The organism is Methylobacterium litchii, from assembly GCF_038442315.1.
GTDB lineage: Bacteria > Pseudomonadota > Alphaproteobacteria > Rhizobiales > Beijerinckiaceae > Methylobacterium > Methylobacterium litchii.
In genome coordinates this window covers 82,544-97,744 of record NZ_JBBXMY010000009.1, presented here as the reverse complement: position 1 = coordinate 97,744, position 15,201 = coordinate 82,544, and the positions used below count along the sequence as shown (strand labels likewise).

Annotated in this window: 20 protein-coding genes; 10 read left to right on the top strand and 10 right to left on the bottom strand. The window is 68.9% G+C overall.

What is annotated here, in order from left to right:
* Positions 1–8 precede the first annotated feature (8 nt).
* Both AAHF99_RS16975 and AAHF99_RS16970 read left to right on the top strand, forming a co-directional pair.
* Positions 9–920, top strand: coding sequence for an ABC transporter permease (locus AAHF99_RS16975; protein WP_342165696.1), 912 nt, complete (start codon positions 9–11; stop codon positions 918–920).
* Positions 917–1,687, top strand: coding sequence for an ABC transporter permease (locus AAHF99_RS16970; RefSeq protein WP_342165695.1), 771 nt, complete (start codon positions 917–919; stop codon positions 1,685–1,687). Before AAHF99_RS16975 ends, AAHF99_RS16970 begins: the two co-directional genes overlap by 4 nt.
* Here the strand turns inward: AAHF99_RS16970 and AAHF99_RS16965 are convergent.
* Entirely contained in the window at positions 1,665–3,128 is a 1,464-nt protein-coding gene (locus tag AAHF99_RS16965) for a sodium:solute symporter family protein (protein ID WP_342165694.1), read from the bottom strand. The genes AAHF99_RS16970 and AAHF99_RS16965 overlap by 23 nt on opposite strands.
* Complete coding sequence (locus tag AAHF99_RS16960; RefSeq protein WP_342165693.1) at positions 3,125–3,328, bottom strand: DUF3311 domain-containing protein; 204 nt, start codon at positions 3,326–3,328, stop codon at positions 3,125–3,127. Before AAHF99_RS16960 ends, AAHF99_RS16965 begins: the two co-directional genes overlap by 4 nt.
* A 176-nt stretch (positions 3,329–3,504) precedes the next feature.
* Between AAHF99_RS16960 and AAHF99_RS16955 the strand changes: the two genes are divergently transcribed.
* Positions 3,505–3,726 (top strand): hypothetical protein, encoded by a 222-nt coding sequence (locus AAHF99_RS16955; protein ID WP_342165692.1) that lies wholly within the window; start codon positions 3,505–3,507, stop codon positions 3,724–3,726.
* Here the strand turns inward: AAHF99_RS16955 and ureG are convergent.
* Genes ureG through AAHF99_RS16930 form a run of 5 tightly spaced genes read right to left on the bottom strand, consistent with a single transcriptional unit; the run spans position 3,723 to position 7,867 of the window.
* The gene (gene ureG, locus AAHF99_RS16950) at positions 3,723–4,343 is read right to left on the bottom strand and encodes an urease accessory protein UreG (protein ID WP_342165691.1); all 621 of its coding nucleotides are present in this window, start codon (positions 4,341–4,343) and stop codon (positions 3,723–3,725) included. The genes AAHF99_RS16955 and ureG overlap by 4 nt on opposite strands.
* Positions 4,344–4,353: 10 nt before the next feature.
* On the bottom strand, positions 4,354–5,040 hold the full coding sequence (locus tag AAHF99_RS16945; protein WP_342165690.1) for an urease accessory protein UreF: 687 nt from the start codon (positions 5,038–5,040) through the stop codon (positions 4,354–4,356).
* A complete protein-coding gene (locus AAHF99_RS16940) occupies positions 5,033–5,491 on the bottom strand; it encodes an urease accessory protein UreE (protein ID WP_342165689.1) in 459 nt (152 codons plus the stop codon). The genes AAHF99_RS16945 and AAHF99_RS16940 overlap by 8 nt, the downstream gene beginning before the upstream one ends.
* Complete coding sequence (ureC, locus tag AAHF99_RS16935; protein WP_342165688.1) at positions 5,488–7,215, bottom strand: urease subunit alpha; 1,728 nt, start codon at positions 7,213–7,215, stop codon at positions 5,488–5,490. The genes AAHF99_RS16940 and ureC overlap by 4 nt, the downstream gene beginning before the upstream one ends.
* Before the next feature lie 31 nt (positions 7,216–7,246).
* Positions 7,247–7,867 (bottom strand): urease subunit gamma, encoded by a 621-nt coding sequence (locus AAHF99_RS16930; RefSeq protein WP_342165687.1) that lies wholly within the window; start codon positions 7,865–7,867, stop codon positions 7,247–7,249.
* 225 nt (positions 7,868–8,092) lie between these two features.
* On the opposite strand from AAHF99_RS16930, the gene AAHF99_RS16925 reads away from it, so the two are divergent.
* Positions 8,093–8,284, top strand: coding sequence for a hypothetical protein (locus AAHF99_RS16925; RefSeq protein WP_342165686.1), 192 nt, complete (start codon positions 8,093–8,095; stop codon positions 8,282–8,284).
* A gap of 19 nt (positions 8,285–8,303) precedes the next feature.
* Here the strand turns inward: AAHF99_RS16925 and AAHF99_RS16920 are convergent, their stop codons facing one another.
* Both AAHF99_RS16920 and AAHF99_RS16915 read right to left on the bottom strand, forming a co-directional pair.
* Positions 8,304–8,486 carry a hypothetical protein gene (locus AAHF99_RS16920; RefSeq protein WP_342165685.1) on the bottom strand — a complete coding sequence of 61 codons (183 nt, stop codon included), beginning with the start codon at positions 8,484–8,486 and terminating at the stop codon, positions 8,304–8,306.
* Between the two features lie 129 nt (positions 8,487–8,615).
* On the bottom strand, positions 8,616–9,092 hold the full coding sequence (locus AAHF99_RS16915) for a Ros/MucR family transcriptional regulator (RefSeq protein WP_342165684.1): 477 nt from the start codon (positions 9,090–9,092) through the stop codon (positions 8,616–8,618).
* A gap of 258 nt (positions 9,093–9,350) precedes the next feature.
* On the opposite strand from AAHF99_RS16915, the gene AAHF99_RS16910 reads away from it, so the two are divergent.
* From AAHF99_RS16910 to AAHF99_RS16900, 3 genes are read left to right on the top strand one after another with little or no spacing between them, the layout of a single operon-like run.
* The gene (locus AAHF99_RS16910; RefSeq protein WP_342165683.1) at positions 9,351–10,505 is read left to right on the top strand and encodes a CaiB/BaiF CoA transferase family protein; all 1,155 of its coding nucleotides are present in this window, start codon (positions 9,351–9,353) and stop codon (positions 10,503–10,505) included.
* Between the two features lie 23 nt (positions 10,506–10,528).
* Positions 10,529–11,278 carry a glucose 1-dehydrogenase gene (locus tag AAHF99_RS16905; protein ID WP_342165682.1) on the top strand — a complete coding sequence of 250 codons (750 nt, stop codon included), beginning with the start codon at positions 10,529–10,531 and terminating at the stop codon, positions 11,276–11,278.
* A gap of 11 nt (positions 11,279–11,289) precedes the next feature.
* The gene (locus AAHF99_RS16900) at positions 11,290–12,126 is read left to right on the top strand and encodes an HTD2 family dehydratase (RefSeq protein WP_342165681.1); all 837 of its coding nucleotides are present in this window, start codon (positions 11,290–11,292) and stop codon (positions 12,124–12,126) included.
* A gap of 4 nt (positions 12,127–12,130) precedes the next feature.
* Here the strand turns inward: AAHF99_RS16900 and ruvX are convergent, their stop codons facing one another.
* Entirely contained in the window at positions 12,131–12,628 is a 498-nt protein-coding gene (gene ruvX, locus AAHF99_RS16895; RefSeq protein ID WP_342165680.1) for a Holliday junction resolvase RuvX, read from the bottom strand.
* A gap of 415 nt (positions 12,629–13,043) precedes the next feature.
* Between ruvX and gatC the strand changes: the two genes are divergently transcribed.
* The 3 genes from gatC (at position 13,044) to AAHF99_RS16880 (ending at position 15,170) form a co-directional block, all read left to right on the top strand.
* Entirely contained in the window at positions 13,044–13,331 is a 288-nt protein-coding gene (gene gatC, locus AAHF99_RS16890) for an Asp-tRNA(Asn)/Glu-tRNA(Gln) amidotransferase subunit GatC (protein ID WP_342165679.1), read from the top strand.
* A gap of 61 nt (positions 13,332–13,392) precedes the next feature.
* A complete protein-coding gene (gene gatA, locus AAHF99_RS16885; RefSeq protein WP_342165678.1) occupies positions 13,393–14,874 on the top strand; it encodes an Asp-tRNA(Asn)/Glu-tRNA(Gln) amidotransferase subunit GatA in 1,482 nt (493 codons plus the stop codon).
* Positions 14,871–15,170 (top strand): hypothetical protein, encoded by a 300-nt coding sequence (locus AAHF99_RS16880; protein ID WP_342165677.1) that lies wholly within the window; start codon positions 14,871–14,873, stop codon positions 15,168–15,170. The genes gatA and AAHF99_RS16880 overlap by 4 nt, the downstream gene beginning before the upstream one ends.
* Positions 15,171–15,201: the final 31 nt, after the last annotated feature.

Genomic DNA, 15,201 nt, shown 5'->3' with positions numbered 1-15,201 from the left:
GACACACGATGGCGGCTCTGAAGCCCGACAGGATCGTCGCCCGCCTTATGCGGCTTCCGCCGTTCCTGTGGCTCGGCGCCTTCTTCCTGCTGCCGTTCCTCGTCACGCTGAAGATCAGCTTGTCCGAGCCGGCGACCGCCATCCCGCCCTATTTGCCGATCCTCGATTGGCAGGGCGGCCTCGATGGCTGGTCGAGCTTCCTCGAAGCGCTGAACTTCACGAACTACCTGACGCTCGCCCGCGACGACCTCTATCAGGCGGCCGTCATCGGCTCGCTCTCCTATGCGGGGGTGGCGACGTTGCTGCTCGTCCTCATCGGCACGCCCATCGCCTACGCCCTGGCCCGCGCCCCCGAGCGCTGGCAACCTCTGCTCGTGGCGCTCGTGGTGGTGCCGTTCTGGACGAGCTTCCTGATCCGCATCTACGCCTGGATCGCGATCCTGAAGCAGGAGGGCCTGCTGAACCTCGCGCTCCTCAAGCTCGGGGTGATCTCCCAGCCGCTGGAGATCCTGAACACCGATGCGGCGGTGATGATCGGCCTCGTCTACGCCTACCTGCCGTTCATGGTGCTGCCGCTCTACGCGGTGATGAACCGCCTCGATCCGAGCCTGCGCGAGGCCGCCGCCGACCTCGGCGCGAGCCCGACGCGGGTGTTCTGGACCGTGACGCTGCCCCTCAGCCTGCCCGGCATCGCGGCCGGCGCCGGGCTGTGCTTCATCCCGATGGTCGGCGAGTTCGTGATCCCCGACCTCCTCGGCGGCTCCGAGACGCTGATGCTCGGCCGGGTGCTGTGGAGCGAGTTCTTCTCGAACCGCGACTGGCCGCTCGCGGCGGCAGTGGCGGTCGTGCTGCTCGTCATCGTCATCGGCCCTGTCATGCTGTTCCGCGACAGCCTGCGGGCGGGCGGGGAGGGCGCATGAGCGGGGTGACGCGCGCCGCTCTCTGGCTCGGGCTCGGCTTCCTTTACGCGCCGATCCTCGTGCTGGTCGCCTATTCCTTCAACGCCTCCGCGCTGGTTACGGTCTGGGGCGGGTTCTCCACCCGCTGGTATGCGGCGCTTTTCTCCGACGCGCCGCTGATCGCCGCCGCCTGGGTCTCCCTGCGCGTGGCCGTGCTCGCGAGCCTCATCGCGACCGTCCTCGGGACGCTCGCCGCGCTCGCGATGGAGCGGCATGGGCGCTTTCGCGGGCGCTCGCTGTTCATGGGCCTCGTCTACGGGCCGATGGTGATGCCGGAGGTGATGATCGGCCTCTCACTGCTTCTCACCTTCATCGGCATCGGGCTCGACCGGGGCGTCGCCACCATCGTCATCGCCCACGCTACCTTCTGCACGGGCTTCGTGGCGGTGGTGGTCTCGGCCCGCCTGCGGGGGCTCGACCGCTCGCTCGAAGAAGCGGCGGCCGATCTCGGTGCCGGGCCGCTGCGGGTGCTCGGCACCGTCACCCTGCCGCTTCTCGCGCCAGCCATCGTGGCGGGGGCGCTCCTCGCCTTCACCCTGTCGCTGGACGATCTCGTCATCGCGAGCTTCGTCTCCGGCCCCGGCGCAACCACCCTGCCGATGCGCCTCTACAGCCAGGTGCGGCTCGGGGTGAACCCCGAGATCAACGCCGCCTCGACGCTGCTCGTCGGCCTCGTCAGCGTCGCGGTGTTAACCGCCTCGATCCTCACCGCGAAGCGAGGCGGCTGATCCGCTCGGAGGGCTGCACGAGCTTCGCGACCAACGCCGTGACGACGAGGTTCAGCACCAGCGCCAGCACGCCGATATTCACGTCGCGCAGGGGCCCAAGCTGCGGGTAACGCGCGAGGCTGAACCCTCCGATGGTGGTCGCCGCGACCATCGCCACGCCCGCCACGATCCCCGCCGCCGCCGCGCGCTTGTCGAGGGGGTTGCGGCGCATCAGGCTCGCGAGGAAGCACGGGAAGAGCTGTGTGACGAAGTTGTAGCCCATCAGCAGCAACTGGACGATGGTATCGCCGCCCGACAGCGTGAAGCCGACGCAGACCAGCGCCATCACCGGCACGAAGGCCTTCGACAGGCTCGCCGTCGCCGCGTCGTCCATGCCGGGCCGCAGGGGTCGCACGATGTTGTTGGCGAGAAGCGTCGCCCCGGCGATGAGGATCATCGAGCCCGGCACGAGGGCCGTCAGCACGCCGGTCGCGCCGATGATGCCGACGAACCACGGCGGGAAGCTCTGGAGCGAAAGCTTAAACAGGGCGAGGTCGACATCCGGCCCGGTCAGCCCCGGCACCTGCAGCACGGCGGCGAAGCCGACGACGAACACGAACAGGTTGATGAGCTGGTAGAGCGGCAGGATCGCCGCGTTGCGCCGGAAGGAGCGCGGCTCCTTCGCCGTGTAGAGCGAGCCGAATGTGTGCGGCCACATGAACGCGCCGAGCGCCGTCAGCAGGGTGGTCGAGGCGAACCATGTCGGGCTCTGGCCCAGAGCGGGCAGGGCGAGGAAGCTGGGTTTCTGCACCTCGATCGCCTGGAACATGGCCTCGTAGCCGCCGTAATAATGCAGCGGCAAGTAGATGCCGAGGAACACCACCACGCAGAGGATGCTGATATCCTTGAGCACAGCGTTCCAGGCCGATCCGTGCACCCCCGACACCACCACATAGGCCGTGACGGCGACGGCGCCGATCCAGACCGCCACGGTGGGCGAGATCGCCCCGTAGGAGGCGGTCGAGACGATGATGCCGAGCCCCTTGAACTGCAGCACCATGTAGGGAACGAGCGCCACGAGCCCGACCAGGGCGACGAGCATCCCCAGGGCGGGGCTCTCGTATTTCGCCGCGAAGAAATCGGGCTGGGTGAACAGCCTGCGCTCCTTGGCGAAGCGCCAGACCGGCGGCAGCAGCCAATACGAGGTCACGTAGCCTAGCGTGATGTAGCAGAGGATGTAATAGGCGGGCGCGCCCTTGCCGTAGGCGATGCCGGAGCCGCCGAGGAAGGTGAAGGTCGTGTAGATCTCGCCCGCCATCAGCAGGAAGACGAAGGCGGTGCCGAAGCCCCGCCCGCCCACGGTCCATTGTTCGAGGCCCATGTCCCGCCCGGCGCGGGCGCGAAGACCGAGGCCGAGGGCGACCGCGAAGGCCGCCGCGACGATGAGAAGGGCGGCGCTCAACGGCCTTCCTCCGGCGTGCGGTTCTGCGGGTCGGTGAAGTAGATGAGCGCCATGATCGCGCTGGTGGCGAGCACGCAGAAGACCAGCCACGCCAGCAGGAACGGCAGGCCCAGGATGAATGGCTCGACCCGGTTCAGGAAATACGGGCCGACCAGCATGCCAAGAAACGGCAGAACCGCCAGCCATCGGAGATGCCGCATGGACCGCGTCCTCGTCAGGGGCCGCCAGTGCGGCCGGGCGAGGGAGGAACGATGCGTAGCGCCGGACAGTTCACCGTAGCCGGCGAAACTATCGCCGTGACTGTCGTGCGGAAGCGCACGTTCGAACGGCCAAGCCGGGATTACGCTCGGGTCTTCTGACTTTCGAGACACGTCCCATGACGAATCTCTTCCGCATACTCGCACTCGGCGTCGCGCTGTTGGCCACGACGCTCGCCGCGCAGGCCCGCCCCGTCCAGCACGGCAAGGTCGCGGCGGCGCCTCCGGCGAAGGCCCGGCAGGCCGCGATGGACGGTTTCTCCGCGCGGATGAACCGCCTCGACGCCTTGATGGGCACGGCGCCCGTGGCGCGCACCCGCTCGGCCTCCGCCGAGCGTTAGCGCCCGAGGCCGCCGGCCTCCTCAATGAAGCGGGCGACGGTATCCGCCCCGTCGCCCGCCCGCAGGGACGCGAAGACGTAGGGCCGCGCGCCGCGCATCCGCTTCGTGTCCGATTCCATCACCGAGAGATCCGCCCCGACGAGGGGCGCGAGGTCGGTCTTGTTGACGATCAGCAGGTCCGACCGGGTGATGCCCGGGCCGCCCTTGCGCGGGATCTTCTCGCCGCCCGCCACATCGATCACGTAGAGGGTAATGTCGGCGAGTTCCGGCGAGAACGTCGCGGCAAGGTTGTCGCCGCCAGATTCGATCAGCACCAGATCGAGCTTCGGAAACTTCGCCCGCATCTGCGCCACGGCGGCGAGGTTGATTGATGCGTCCTCGCGGATCGCGGTGTGCGGGCAGCCACCGGTCTCGACGCCGAGGATCCGCTCTTCCGGCAGGGCGCCGGCCACGGTGAGGATGCGGGCGTCCTCCTTCGTGTAGATGTCGTTGGTGATCGCGCAGATCTCGTAGCGGTCGCGGAACCGCTTGCAGAGCTGTTCCATCAGCGCCGTCTTGCCGGAGCCCACCGGGCCGCCGATGCCGACCCGCAGGGGTCCGTTGGCGGATGTGCTCATCGCTGAAGCCTCATGATCGGAAGATGCGGGAATACTGCGTCTCGTGCCGGAACGAGCCGAGATCGAGCCGCAGGCAGGCCGAGCCGATTGCGTCCAGGCTCGCGCCCTCGGCGGCTTGCGCCAGCGGCACGAGACGCGCGGAGAGGGCGGCCACCATGCGGGTACCCGCCGCCTGCCCCACGGGCGCCGACCGCAGGGCCGCCGAGACGAGGTTCTGCACGAAGGCGAGGGCGTAGGATCCGAGCACAGGCGACAGCCTCATGCCATGCGCGCCGGAGGCCACGCCGACCGCCACCGGATAGGCCACGGCCCCCGCCAGCGCGATTGCCATGTCCGTGAGGGCCGGGCAGGGCCATGCGGCGAGCGTCGCGTCGAGGAAGCTGCGCCCCTGCTGGCTGGTCTCCAGATGCAACTCCCGCGAGGGGGCGAGGGCCAGGGCGAGGTCGTTGACAGCGGCGAGGTCGTCCTTCCGACCCGCCAGCGCGGCGGCGTGGGCATGGCGCACGAGGATCAGATCGTTGCGGAGGGACCCGCGTTCGCAGACATCGCCGAGCCACGCGGTGAGGCTGTCCTCGCCGGTGACGTCGCCGGCCTCCACCGCCGCTTCGAGCCCGTGCGAATAGGCGTAGGCCCCCACCGGGTAGCCGGGAGAGAGCCACGCGAACAGCCGAAGCGCCTCGGCGGCGTCCTCAGCCATGGGAATGCGAATGGCCGTGGCCGGAATAGGCCCCGCCCTCAGGGCGGAACGGGCGCTCCACCTCCTCGGCCGTGCCGCCGAGGCCCCGGACCATCTCCGCGAGCACGTGATCGTAGGCGATCCAGACCGCCTCCGGCCCGATCTCGGCCGGGATGTGCCGGTTGCCGATGTGCCAGATCAACCGACGCAGGGCGTGCTCGCTCGGCGCGCGGATTTCGAGAAGGCGTTCCGGCGCCGCCTCGACCTCCACGAGCCGTCCGTTCTCCAGAACGAGGGCGTCGCCGTCATCGAGCACCGTCGCGTCGGCCAGATCGAGCAGGAAGCGCGTGCCGCCGATACCCCGCATGGCGGTGCGGCGGCGGTGGCGCTCGCCATGGTCCAGCACGACACGGTCGACGATCTCGCCGCCCGTGAGGGCGGCGGCACGGAGGAAGCGTGTGGCGCGGATCAAAACAGGAAGTACCGTTGAGCCATCGGCAGGATCTCGGCGGGCTCGCAGACCAGCAACTCGCCATCGGCGCGGACGTCGTAGGTCTCGGGATCGACCTCGATCACCGGGGTGGCGTCGTTAAGGATCATGCTCTTCTTCGAGATGCCGCCGCGCACGTTCTCGACCGCCACCATCTGCTTCTGCACGCCGAGCCTTTCCCGCAGGCCATCCTCAAGGGCGGCCTTCGAGACGAAGGTGAGGGCGGTGGAATAGGGCGCGCGGCCGTAGGCGCCGAACATCGGCCGGTAATGGACCGGCTGCGGCGTCGGGATCGAGGCGTTCGGGTCGCCCATCGGCGCGGCGGCGATGGTGCCGCCCTTCAGCACCAGATCGGGCTTCACGCCGAAGAAGGCCGGCGTCCACAGCACGAGGTCGGCGAGCTTACCGGGCTCCACCGAGCCGATATGCCGGGACACGCCGTGCGCGATGGCCGGGTTGATCGTGTACTTCGCCACGTAGCGCCGTGCGCGCAGATTGTCCGTGCCGGAGGAATCCCCCGGCAGGGCGCCGCGCTGGCGCTTCATCTTGTCGGCGGTCTGCCACGTGCGGATGATGACCTCGCCCACCCGGCCCATGGCTTGGCTGTCTGACGACATCATCGAGAGCGCGCCGATATCGTGCAGGATGTCTTCGGCGGCGATGGTCTCCTTGCGGATCCGGCTCTCGGCGAAGGCCAGATCCTCGGGGATCGACGGGTCTAGGTGGTGGCACACCATCAGCATGTCGAGATGCTCGTCGATGGTGTTGCGGGTGTAGGGCCGCGTCGGGTTCGTGGACGAGGGCAGCACGTTCGGCAGCCCCGCCACCTTGATGATATCCGGCGCGTGGCCGCCGCCCGCGCCCTCGGTGTGGAAGGCGTGGATCGTCCGGCCCTTGAAGGCGGCGATCGTGTCTTCCACGAAGCCCGATTCGTTCAGCGTGTCGGTATGGATCATCACCTGCACGTCGTGTTCGTCGGCGACGCTCAGGCAGGTGTCGATGGCGGCGGGGGTGGTGCCCCAATCCTCGTGCAGCTTCAGCGCACAGGCGCCGCCGCGCACCATCTCGATCAGGCTCTCCGGCCGCGAGGCGTTGCCCTTGCCGGCGAAGGCGAGGTTCATCGGGAAGGCGTCCGCCGCCTCGATCATCCGCGCGATGTGCCAGGGGCCCGGCGTGCAGGTGGTGGCGAAGGTGCCGTGCGCCGGCCCCGTGCCGCCGCCGAGCATCGTCGTGATGCCCGAGCACAGGGCCTCTTCGATCTGCTGCGGGCAGATGAAGTGGATGTGGCTGTCGAAGCCGCCGGCCGTGAGGATCTTGCCCTCGCCCGCGATCACCTCCGTGCCCGGCCCGACGACGATGTCGACGCCCGGCTGCACGTCCGGGTTGCCGGCCTTGCCGAGCTTGAAGATCCGCCCGCGCACGATGCCGACATCGCATTTCACGATGCCCCAATGGTCGAGCACCACCGCGTTGGTGATCACCGTATCGACCGCGCCCGCCGCGTTCGGTGCCTGCGACTGGCCCATGCCGTCGCGGATCACCTTGCCGCCGCCGAACTTCACCTCTTCGCCGTAGGTGGTGAAGTCGCGCTCGACCGTAATTTCCAGGGAGGTGTCGGCCAGCCGGATCTTGTCTCCGGTCGTCGGCCCGAACATGTCGGCATAGGCCGCGCGCGGCAAGCTCGCGGGCTTCGGGGTGTTGCTCACGGCGTCGGCCTCCGTAGTGCGCCCGCACCCATCACAGCTTGCCCATCACGTCGCCGCGGAACCCGTGGACGATGCGGTCGCCCGACAGCGGCACCAGTGCCACCTGCCGGGTCGAGCCCGGCTCGAAGCGGACCGCCGTGCCCGGCGCGATGTCGAGGCGCTTGCCCCGCGCCGACGGCCGGTCGAACACGAGGCCGGGATTGGCCTCGAAGAAATGGTAGTGCGAGCCGACCTGGATCGGCCGGTCGCCGACATTGGCGACCTCGATCACCGTGCGCTCGGCGTCGGCGTTGAAGACGATCTCGCCGGGCAAGGTCGTCACCGTGCCGGGCACGTCGTCCGAGGGGGCGCCCCGGATCGGGTGATGCACGGTCACAAGCTTGGTGCCATCCGGGAAGGTCGCCTCGACCTGGATGTCGTGGATCATCTCCGGCACGCCCTGCATCACCTGATCGGCCGTCAGCACGGTGCCGCCCGCCGCCATCAGCTCCGCCACGGTGCGCCCGTCGCGGGCGCCCTCGACCACGAAATCCGTGATGAGCGCCACCGCCTCGGGATGGTTGAGCTTCACGCCCCGGGCGAGGCGGTTGCGCGCCACCTGCGCCGCCATCGCGATCAGCAGCTTGTCCTTCTCGCGGGGGGTAAGCAGCACGATTGCCTCGTCTTGTCCTCGGTCAAAGCCGGCGGAGCAAGGATCATGCTCGGCGGTGCGTCAAGGCCGGCGCGACGCGATCCCCGCAGGATTGCCAGGGGCGAATGCAACCTCACGGAAATGCGACACGCTGTTCCGCAGTGCCGCAGCGGGTGGAACGGGAGCACGCATCCATCGTTCAGCGAAGGGCCTGACGTTCAACGCCGTGCCGATGATCGACCCGATATGACGAGCCAGAAAGGGCAGGATGAGAGGTCCGAAGACCCTCCCGACATCGCGGCAGCGCGGCTGGCGCTCGCGATGCTCGAAGCCGCGCGGAAAGAGGGCGATCCGACGATGATCGCCTGCGCGGAACTCCTGGCCTATGCCGCCGCCCGCGCACTGGCAGCCCATCTCGATGAGCCGTCCGAGACGTGACGGATAATGTATTGACGGATCAGGTGCGGGTTTCATCCCCGACGGCCAGCAGCATGGCGCGCAACCGCGCGGTGCGCTCGTCGCAGGCCCGGAGGTTGGCGCGGAGCGCCGAGTGAAGCGCGTCCGCGTCAGCCTTCTTCTGCCGAAGATCCGCGTCGTTCGAAGCCGACGCGCGCGTCATCGCAAAGACGACAGCGTCCATGTCGTACCTCCCAGGTGAGTTTGGGCCATTCGGTACTGTTCCACGCCAGCGTGGTCCAGCCCGAATATGAGGCATTGCCCAGCCGAGAGGGTCGAACGTCGGCCGTTGTTTCGCGACGACCGGGTTTCGTTAGGCGGCGTCGCGATTGGCCTGCCGCGCGGCCAGCGCACCGGGACGACCAAGGCCGATCTCCTTCGCCAGGGCGGAACGACGGGCGGCATAGCTCGGTGCCACCATCGGATAATCGGACGGCAGGCCGAAGCGCTCGCGGTAGGTCTCGGGGTCCAGCCCGTGGCTCGACAGGTGCCGCTTCAGGGTCTTGTAGACCTTGCCGTCGATGAAGCTCACCAGACCGTCGCGGCCGATGGACTTGCGGATCTCCGAGTTGGACGGACGATGGGCCTTGTCGGATTCCTTCGCGCCGCTCTCGGCCATGTCGGTCTCGGCCAGACGCTTCAGGGCCGCGTGCACGCTGCTTATGAGCGCCGGAAGCTCGGCGGCCGGGAGCGGGTTGTTCGCCACGTATGCGGAGATGACATCGCTCGCGTAGAGCGCGAGCTGATGCATTACATCACCGCCTGCGGGTTGCGTGGCGTCATCGGACATGTTGTCGATCCCCGTTATCTTGATTCGTTCGTCAGCAATGTCATCACAAACAGGGTCGTTTCAAGATCCCAATGTTACTTTTGCTGCGGATCACCATAATGTGGGCGCATAAACTAAACCCGAGGTTTTGTGCAATCTAGCGTCCGCACTTTGTGAATGAATCCATCTCCCTTCCGGCGGATCGACCCGGCGCTCCGGGTGGGTTGGACAGGCCGGCGATCCCGCGCCATGTGAGAAGCGGATCGGGGGAGGGGTGCGATGCCGCCTGAGAGGCAGGGCCGAGGGACTACACTGCCGTTGAAGGGGCTGACCGTGCTCGCCCTGGAGCAGGCGGTCGCCGCGCCTTACTGCACCTCGCGGCTGGCGGATGCCGGCGCCCGCGTCATCAAGATCGAGCGGCCGGAGGGTGATTTCGCCCGGGGCTACGATGCGGCGGTGAACGGGCTGGCGAGCTACTTCGTGTGGCTCAACCGGGGCAAGGAAAGCCTCGTGGCCGACATCAAGGATGCCGACGACGCGGCCCTCCTGCACCGGATCCTCGCCGAGACGGACGTCTTCGTGCAGAACCTCGCGCCGGGCGCCGCCGCGAGGGCCGGCTTCGGCTCGGCGGAGCTGCGCCGCCGCCATCCGCGCCTCATCACAGTGGACATCACCGGCTATGGCACCGGCCATTCCTATTCGGACATGAAGGCCTACGACCTGCTGGTGCAGGCCGAGAGCGGGCTCGCGGGCATCACCGGGCATCCCGCCGGGCCGGGTCGGGTCGGCGTCTCGGTCTGCGATGTCGCCTGCGGGATGGACGCCCATGCCGCCGTCCTCGAAGCCCTGATCGCCAGGGGCATCACGGGGGAGGGCGCCGCGCTGGACGTCAGCCTGTTCAGCGGCGCGGCGGATTGGATGAACGTCCCGCTCCTGTATTTCGAGGGCACCGGGCGCACGCCGCAACGGCTCGGCCTCGCCCACCCTTCGATCAGCCCCTACGGCGCCTTCGCAACCGCCGACGACAGCCTCGTGCTGATCTCCATCCAGAACGAACGCGAATGGGCCGCCTTCTGCGCGGGGGTTCTCGAACAGCCCTCGCTCGCCCGCGCCGAGGGCTTCGATTCGAACAATGCCCGCGTCGCCAACCGCGAGGCCGTCGATGGGCTGATCGGGCAGGTGCTCGGGAAACTCACCCGAGACGATGCCGCCGCGCGGCTGAAGGCTTCGGGCACGGCCTATGGCTTCGTGAACACGCTGGCCGACCTCGCCACCCATCCGGCGCTGGTCCGCGCCGAGGTTGAGACGCCGGCTGGGACAGCGCGGATCGTGGCGCCGCCGGTCCTGATCGACGGCGAAGTCCGCCCCCTTGGCCCCGTGCCGGCCATCGGCGAGCACAGCACCCGGATCCGTGAGGAGTTCCGGGCCAATTGAGACCAACTCAACGGGAGGACGACATGCGGCTCGAAGGCAAGATCGCCATCGTCACGGGTGCGGGCGGCGGGTTCGGCGCCGGCATCGCGGAGCGCTTCGCGGCCGAAGGCGCGCGGGTCGCGCTGGTCGATATCCGCCGGGAGGCGGTGGAGGATCTGGCGCGCAGCCTCGGCGACAGGGCCATCGCGCTGGCGGCGGATGTCGGCTCGGCCGCCGACGTGGCCTCCGTCGTCGAGCAGACCGGCAAGCGGTTCGGCCCGCCGCAGATTCTCGTGAACAACGCCGGCACTACACACCGCAACAAGCCGCTGATGGAGGTGACGGAGGAGGATTTCGACCGGGTCTTCCGCGTCAACGTGAAGTCGATCTTCCACTTCGTCCGTGCGGCGGCGCCCGTGATGCGCGACAACGGCGGCGGGGTGATCCTCAACGTCAGCTCGACGGCGGCGCTCCGGCCGCGTCCGGGGCTGACGTGGTACAACGCCTCGAAGGGAGCGGCGAGCCTCGCGACCCATTCGCTGGCCCTCGAACTCGCCCCTTGGAAGATCCGCGTGAACGCCCTCTGCCCGGTGATGGGCGCGACGGGGTTGCTCGAAGAGTTCATGGGCGTGCCCGACACGCCGGAGAACCGCACCAAGTTCATCTCCACGATACCCCTCGGACGCCTTTCGACGGCGCAGGATATCGCGGCGGCGGCGCTGTTCCTCGCCTCCGACGAGGCCGAGTTCATCACGGGCATCGACCTGCCCGTCGATGGCGGCCGCACCGCGTGAGCGAGCCGGGCATGGGCGGCGATTTCGCGGAGTGGATCGGCCGGACGCGCGAGGGCAGGGACCTCGTGACGCCCCGGCTGATGGCCGAGTTCCGGGCAACCTTCACGCCGCATCTGGCACCCATCCCGGATGGCGAGGCGTGGCCCGCGCTGCACTGGTGCCTCGCGCCGGACACGCCGGCCATCGACGCCCTCGGGCCGGATGGCCATGCCGCGAAGGGCGTCTTCCTGCCCCCGGTGCCGCTGCCCCGGCGGATGTGGGCCGGCGGCGAGGTCCAGACGCTGGCGCCGCTCCGCGAGGGCGATGCCGTCATACGCGTCGAGACCGTTCGGGACGTCGCGTTCAAGGAGGGCCGCAGCGGGCGGCTGTGCTTCGTGACCGTCGATCACGTGGTCAGCGGTCCACGCGGCCCTGCGATCAGAGAGCGGCAGGACATCGTCTACCGCGAGGCGGCCGGCGCCCAGACCGGCGCGGGCGCCGAGCCCGAGCGCGGTGATCCGGCGGATTACGCCCAATGCTGGACGCTGCCGGCCACGCCGACACTGCTGTTCCGCTACTCGGCCATGACCTTCAACGGCCATCGCTTCCACTACGATCACCCTTACGCGACGCAGGTGGAAGGCTATGCCGACCTCGTGGTGCACGGGCCGATCCAGGCGACGCTGCTCATGAACCTCGCGACAGCGATGCTTGGCCGGGTGCCGGCGCGTTTCCGCCACCGGGGTGTTTCGCCCATGACCGCGAATCAGGATTTCCGGGTCTGCGGTCGCCTGACGCGAGATGGCTGGGAGGGCGTGACCCTCGACGCGGACAACCGCGTCTGCATGCGGTCCAGCGCCGGAGAATAAGGCGCTACGCCTCTTCCTCGTCGCCGGCATCCTCGTCGGCGACGTTGCGCATCGCGTCGAGGCATCCCTGCAGGATGTAGGCGGCCGCGAGCTTGTCCACGAGTTCGCCCCGGCGCTGGCGCGAGGCGTCCGCCTCGATGAGCGCGCGGGTGACGACCGCCGTCGAGAGCCGCTCGTCGAAATACAGCACCGGCAGGGGCAGGATCGGCGCGAGATTGCGGGCGAAGGCGCGGGTCGATTGCACGCGCGGCCCCTCGCTGCCGTCCATGTTGAGGGGCAGCCCCAGCACCAGGCCACCGACGCGATGCGTCTCGCAGATCGCCTTCAGCCGCAGGGCGTCCGGCGTGAACTTCACCCGCTTGATCGTCTCCAACGGGGTCGCGATCTGCCGGCCGAGATCCGACAGGGCGAGCCCGATCGTCTTGGTGCCGAGGTCGAGGCCGATCAGGCGGGCGCCCCCGCGCGAGGCCACCGCGAAGTCGCGGAACGTCTGCTTGTCCATGGCGGAGGGCCTACGCGAGGCGCGGGCCCGGCGCCACCGTCCCGTCCACAGGCTTAACCATCTCCGCGCTCTGGCCGGATGTACGGGGAGCCTGCGACCGCTAAGAAGGTTGGTTAAGACTTCGTTAATCGATCGAGCGGGGACGGCGGTGGCGGTCGCTTCAACCACGACACAGGATCAGCGGGCGCGGCGCCGCCGGCATCGCTGGATGCTCCTCTTGGCTTTCGAGGTGCTGGTGTTCGGCGCGGCGCAATCCGTGATGCGGCCGATCAAGCCGCCGGGCATCGCCATCGAGCAGACGATGCGGCCGAACCACGTCGTCACCTGAGCGCGGTGCGTTGCGGGGCTTGGAACCGCAATGCTATAGCCCGCCCGGCCGAGGGAACGAGTCCCCGGCCGCGATGAACGGGGCGGCATGTCGGTCGACGAGAAGACTGTGCGGCGGATCGCACATCTGGCGCGGATCGCGGTCACCGACGACGAAGTCGGGCCGCTGGGCGCCGAACTGAACAACATCCTGGCCTTCGTGGAGCAACTCGGCGCGGTCGATGTCTCCGGCGTCGAGCCGATGACCTCCGTGCTGCCGATGGCGATGAAGAAGCGCGAGGACGCCGTGACCGATGGCGGCCGCGCCGACGCCGTCATCGCCAACGCGCCCGAGACGGAGGATCATTACTTCCTCGTGCCGAAGGTCGTCGAGTAATCCTCCGGGCCGGGCCTTTCCGATTGCACGCGCCCCCGGGGCGCGCAGGGACTTGAGACGCGTGAGCAGCCCCAACGAACTCACCCTCGCCGAGGCGCGGGACGCCCTGAAGGCGAAGACCCTCTCCGCCCGCGAGCTGACGAGCGCGCATCTCGACGCCATGGCCAAGGCGCGGGCGCTGAACGCCTACCTCCTCGAAACGCCCGACCGCGCGCTGGCGATGGCCGACGCGTCGGACGCGAAGATCGCCGCCGGCGAGGCCCGCCCGCTGGAGGGCATCCCGCTCGGCATCAAGGACCTGTTCTGCACCGAGGGTGTCGAGACGACGGCGGGGTCCAAGATCCTCGAGGGCTTCCAGCCGCATTACGAATCGGCAGTGTCGGCCAATCTCTGGCGCGATGGTGCCGTGATGCTCGGCAAGCTCAACCTCGATGAGTTTGCCATGGGCTCATCCAACGAGACCAGCGCCTTCGGGAACGTCGTCTCCCCCTGGCGCCGCAAGGATTCGGACGCGCCGCTCGTCCCCGGCGGCTCCTCCGGTGGGTCGGCGGCGGCCGTCGCCGCGCGGCTCTGCCTCGGCGCCACGGCAACGGACACGGGCGGCTCCATCCGCCAGCCCGCCGCCTTCACCGGCACGGTCGGCATCAAGCCGACCTACGGGCGCTGCTCCCGCTGGGGCACGGTGGCCTTCGCCTCCTCCCTCGATCAGGCGGGCCCCATCGCCCGCACGGTGAAGGATTGCGCGATCCTGCTCGCCTCCATGAGCGGCGCGGACGCCCGCGACACCACCTGCGCCGACCTGCCCGTGCCGGATTTCGAGGCGTCGGTGGGTCGCGGCGTGAAGGGCCTGACCATCGGCATCCCGAAGGAGTACCGGGTCGACGGCATGCCGGCCGAGATCCAGAAGCTCTGGGACGAGGGCGCGGCGTGGCTCAAGGCGGCCGGCGCGACGATCAAGGAGATCTCGCTCCCGCACACCTCCTACGCCCTGCCGGCCTATTACATCGTGGCGCCGGCCGAGGCATCCTCGAACCTCGCCCGCTACGACGGCGTCCGCTACGGCCTGCGCGTGCCGGGCAAGGACATTGCTTCGATGTACGAGAACACCCGCGCCGCCGGGTTCGGCCGCGAGGTGAAGCGCCGGATCATGATCGGCACCTACGTGCTCTCGGCCGGCTATTACGACGCCTATTACGTGCGCGCTCAGAAGATCCGCACGCTGATCAAGCGCGACTTCGAGGCCGCCTATGCGGACGGCGTGGACGCCATCCTGACCCCGGCGACGCCCTCGTCGGCCTTCGGCATCGGCGAGAAGGCCAATGCCGACCCGGTGGAGATGTACCTCAACGACGTGTTCACGGTGACGGTGAACATGGCGGGCCTGCCGGGCATCGCCGTGCCGGCGGGGCTCGATTCGCAGGGGTTGCCGCTCGGCCTGCAGCTCATCGGCCGTCCGTTCGATGAGGAGACGCTGTTCGCCGCCGCGCAGGTGATCGAGGATTCCGCCGGACGGACGCAGTTGCCCGCCGCGTGGTGGGCATGACCGTCCCGTTCTATCCCTGGACCGTCTGGATCTGGGCCGGGTTCGACCCGGCGCTGATCGTGGTGGCGGTCTATCTCGGCTGGAAGGCCGACCAGTTCGGCAAGTGCTTCATCGCGGCGATCATCGCCTTCGCGATCGCCGTGCTGTTCTCGTGGGCGGTGTCGGCGGCAGGCATCCCCTGGCCGGCGCCGATCACCCATGACGGGCCGACCTTCTTCACCGTCCGCGCCGTGGCGGCCCTGCTCTGGGCGATGCTCGGCTACGGCGCCCGCCAAGCGACCCGGCGGCGCGCTTGACCCCTCCGGCAGGGGGCTCCTAACTGCCGAA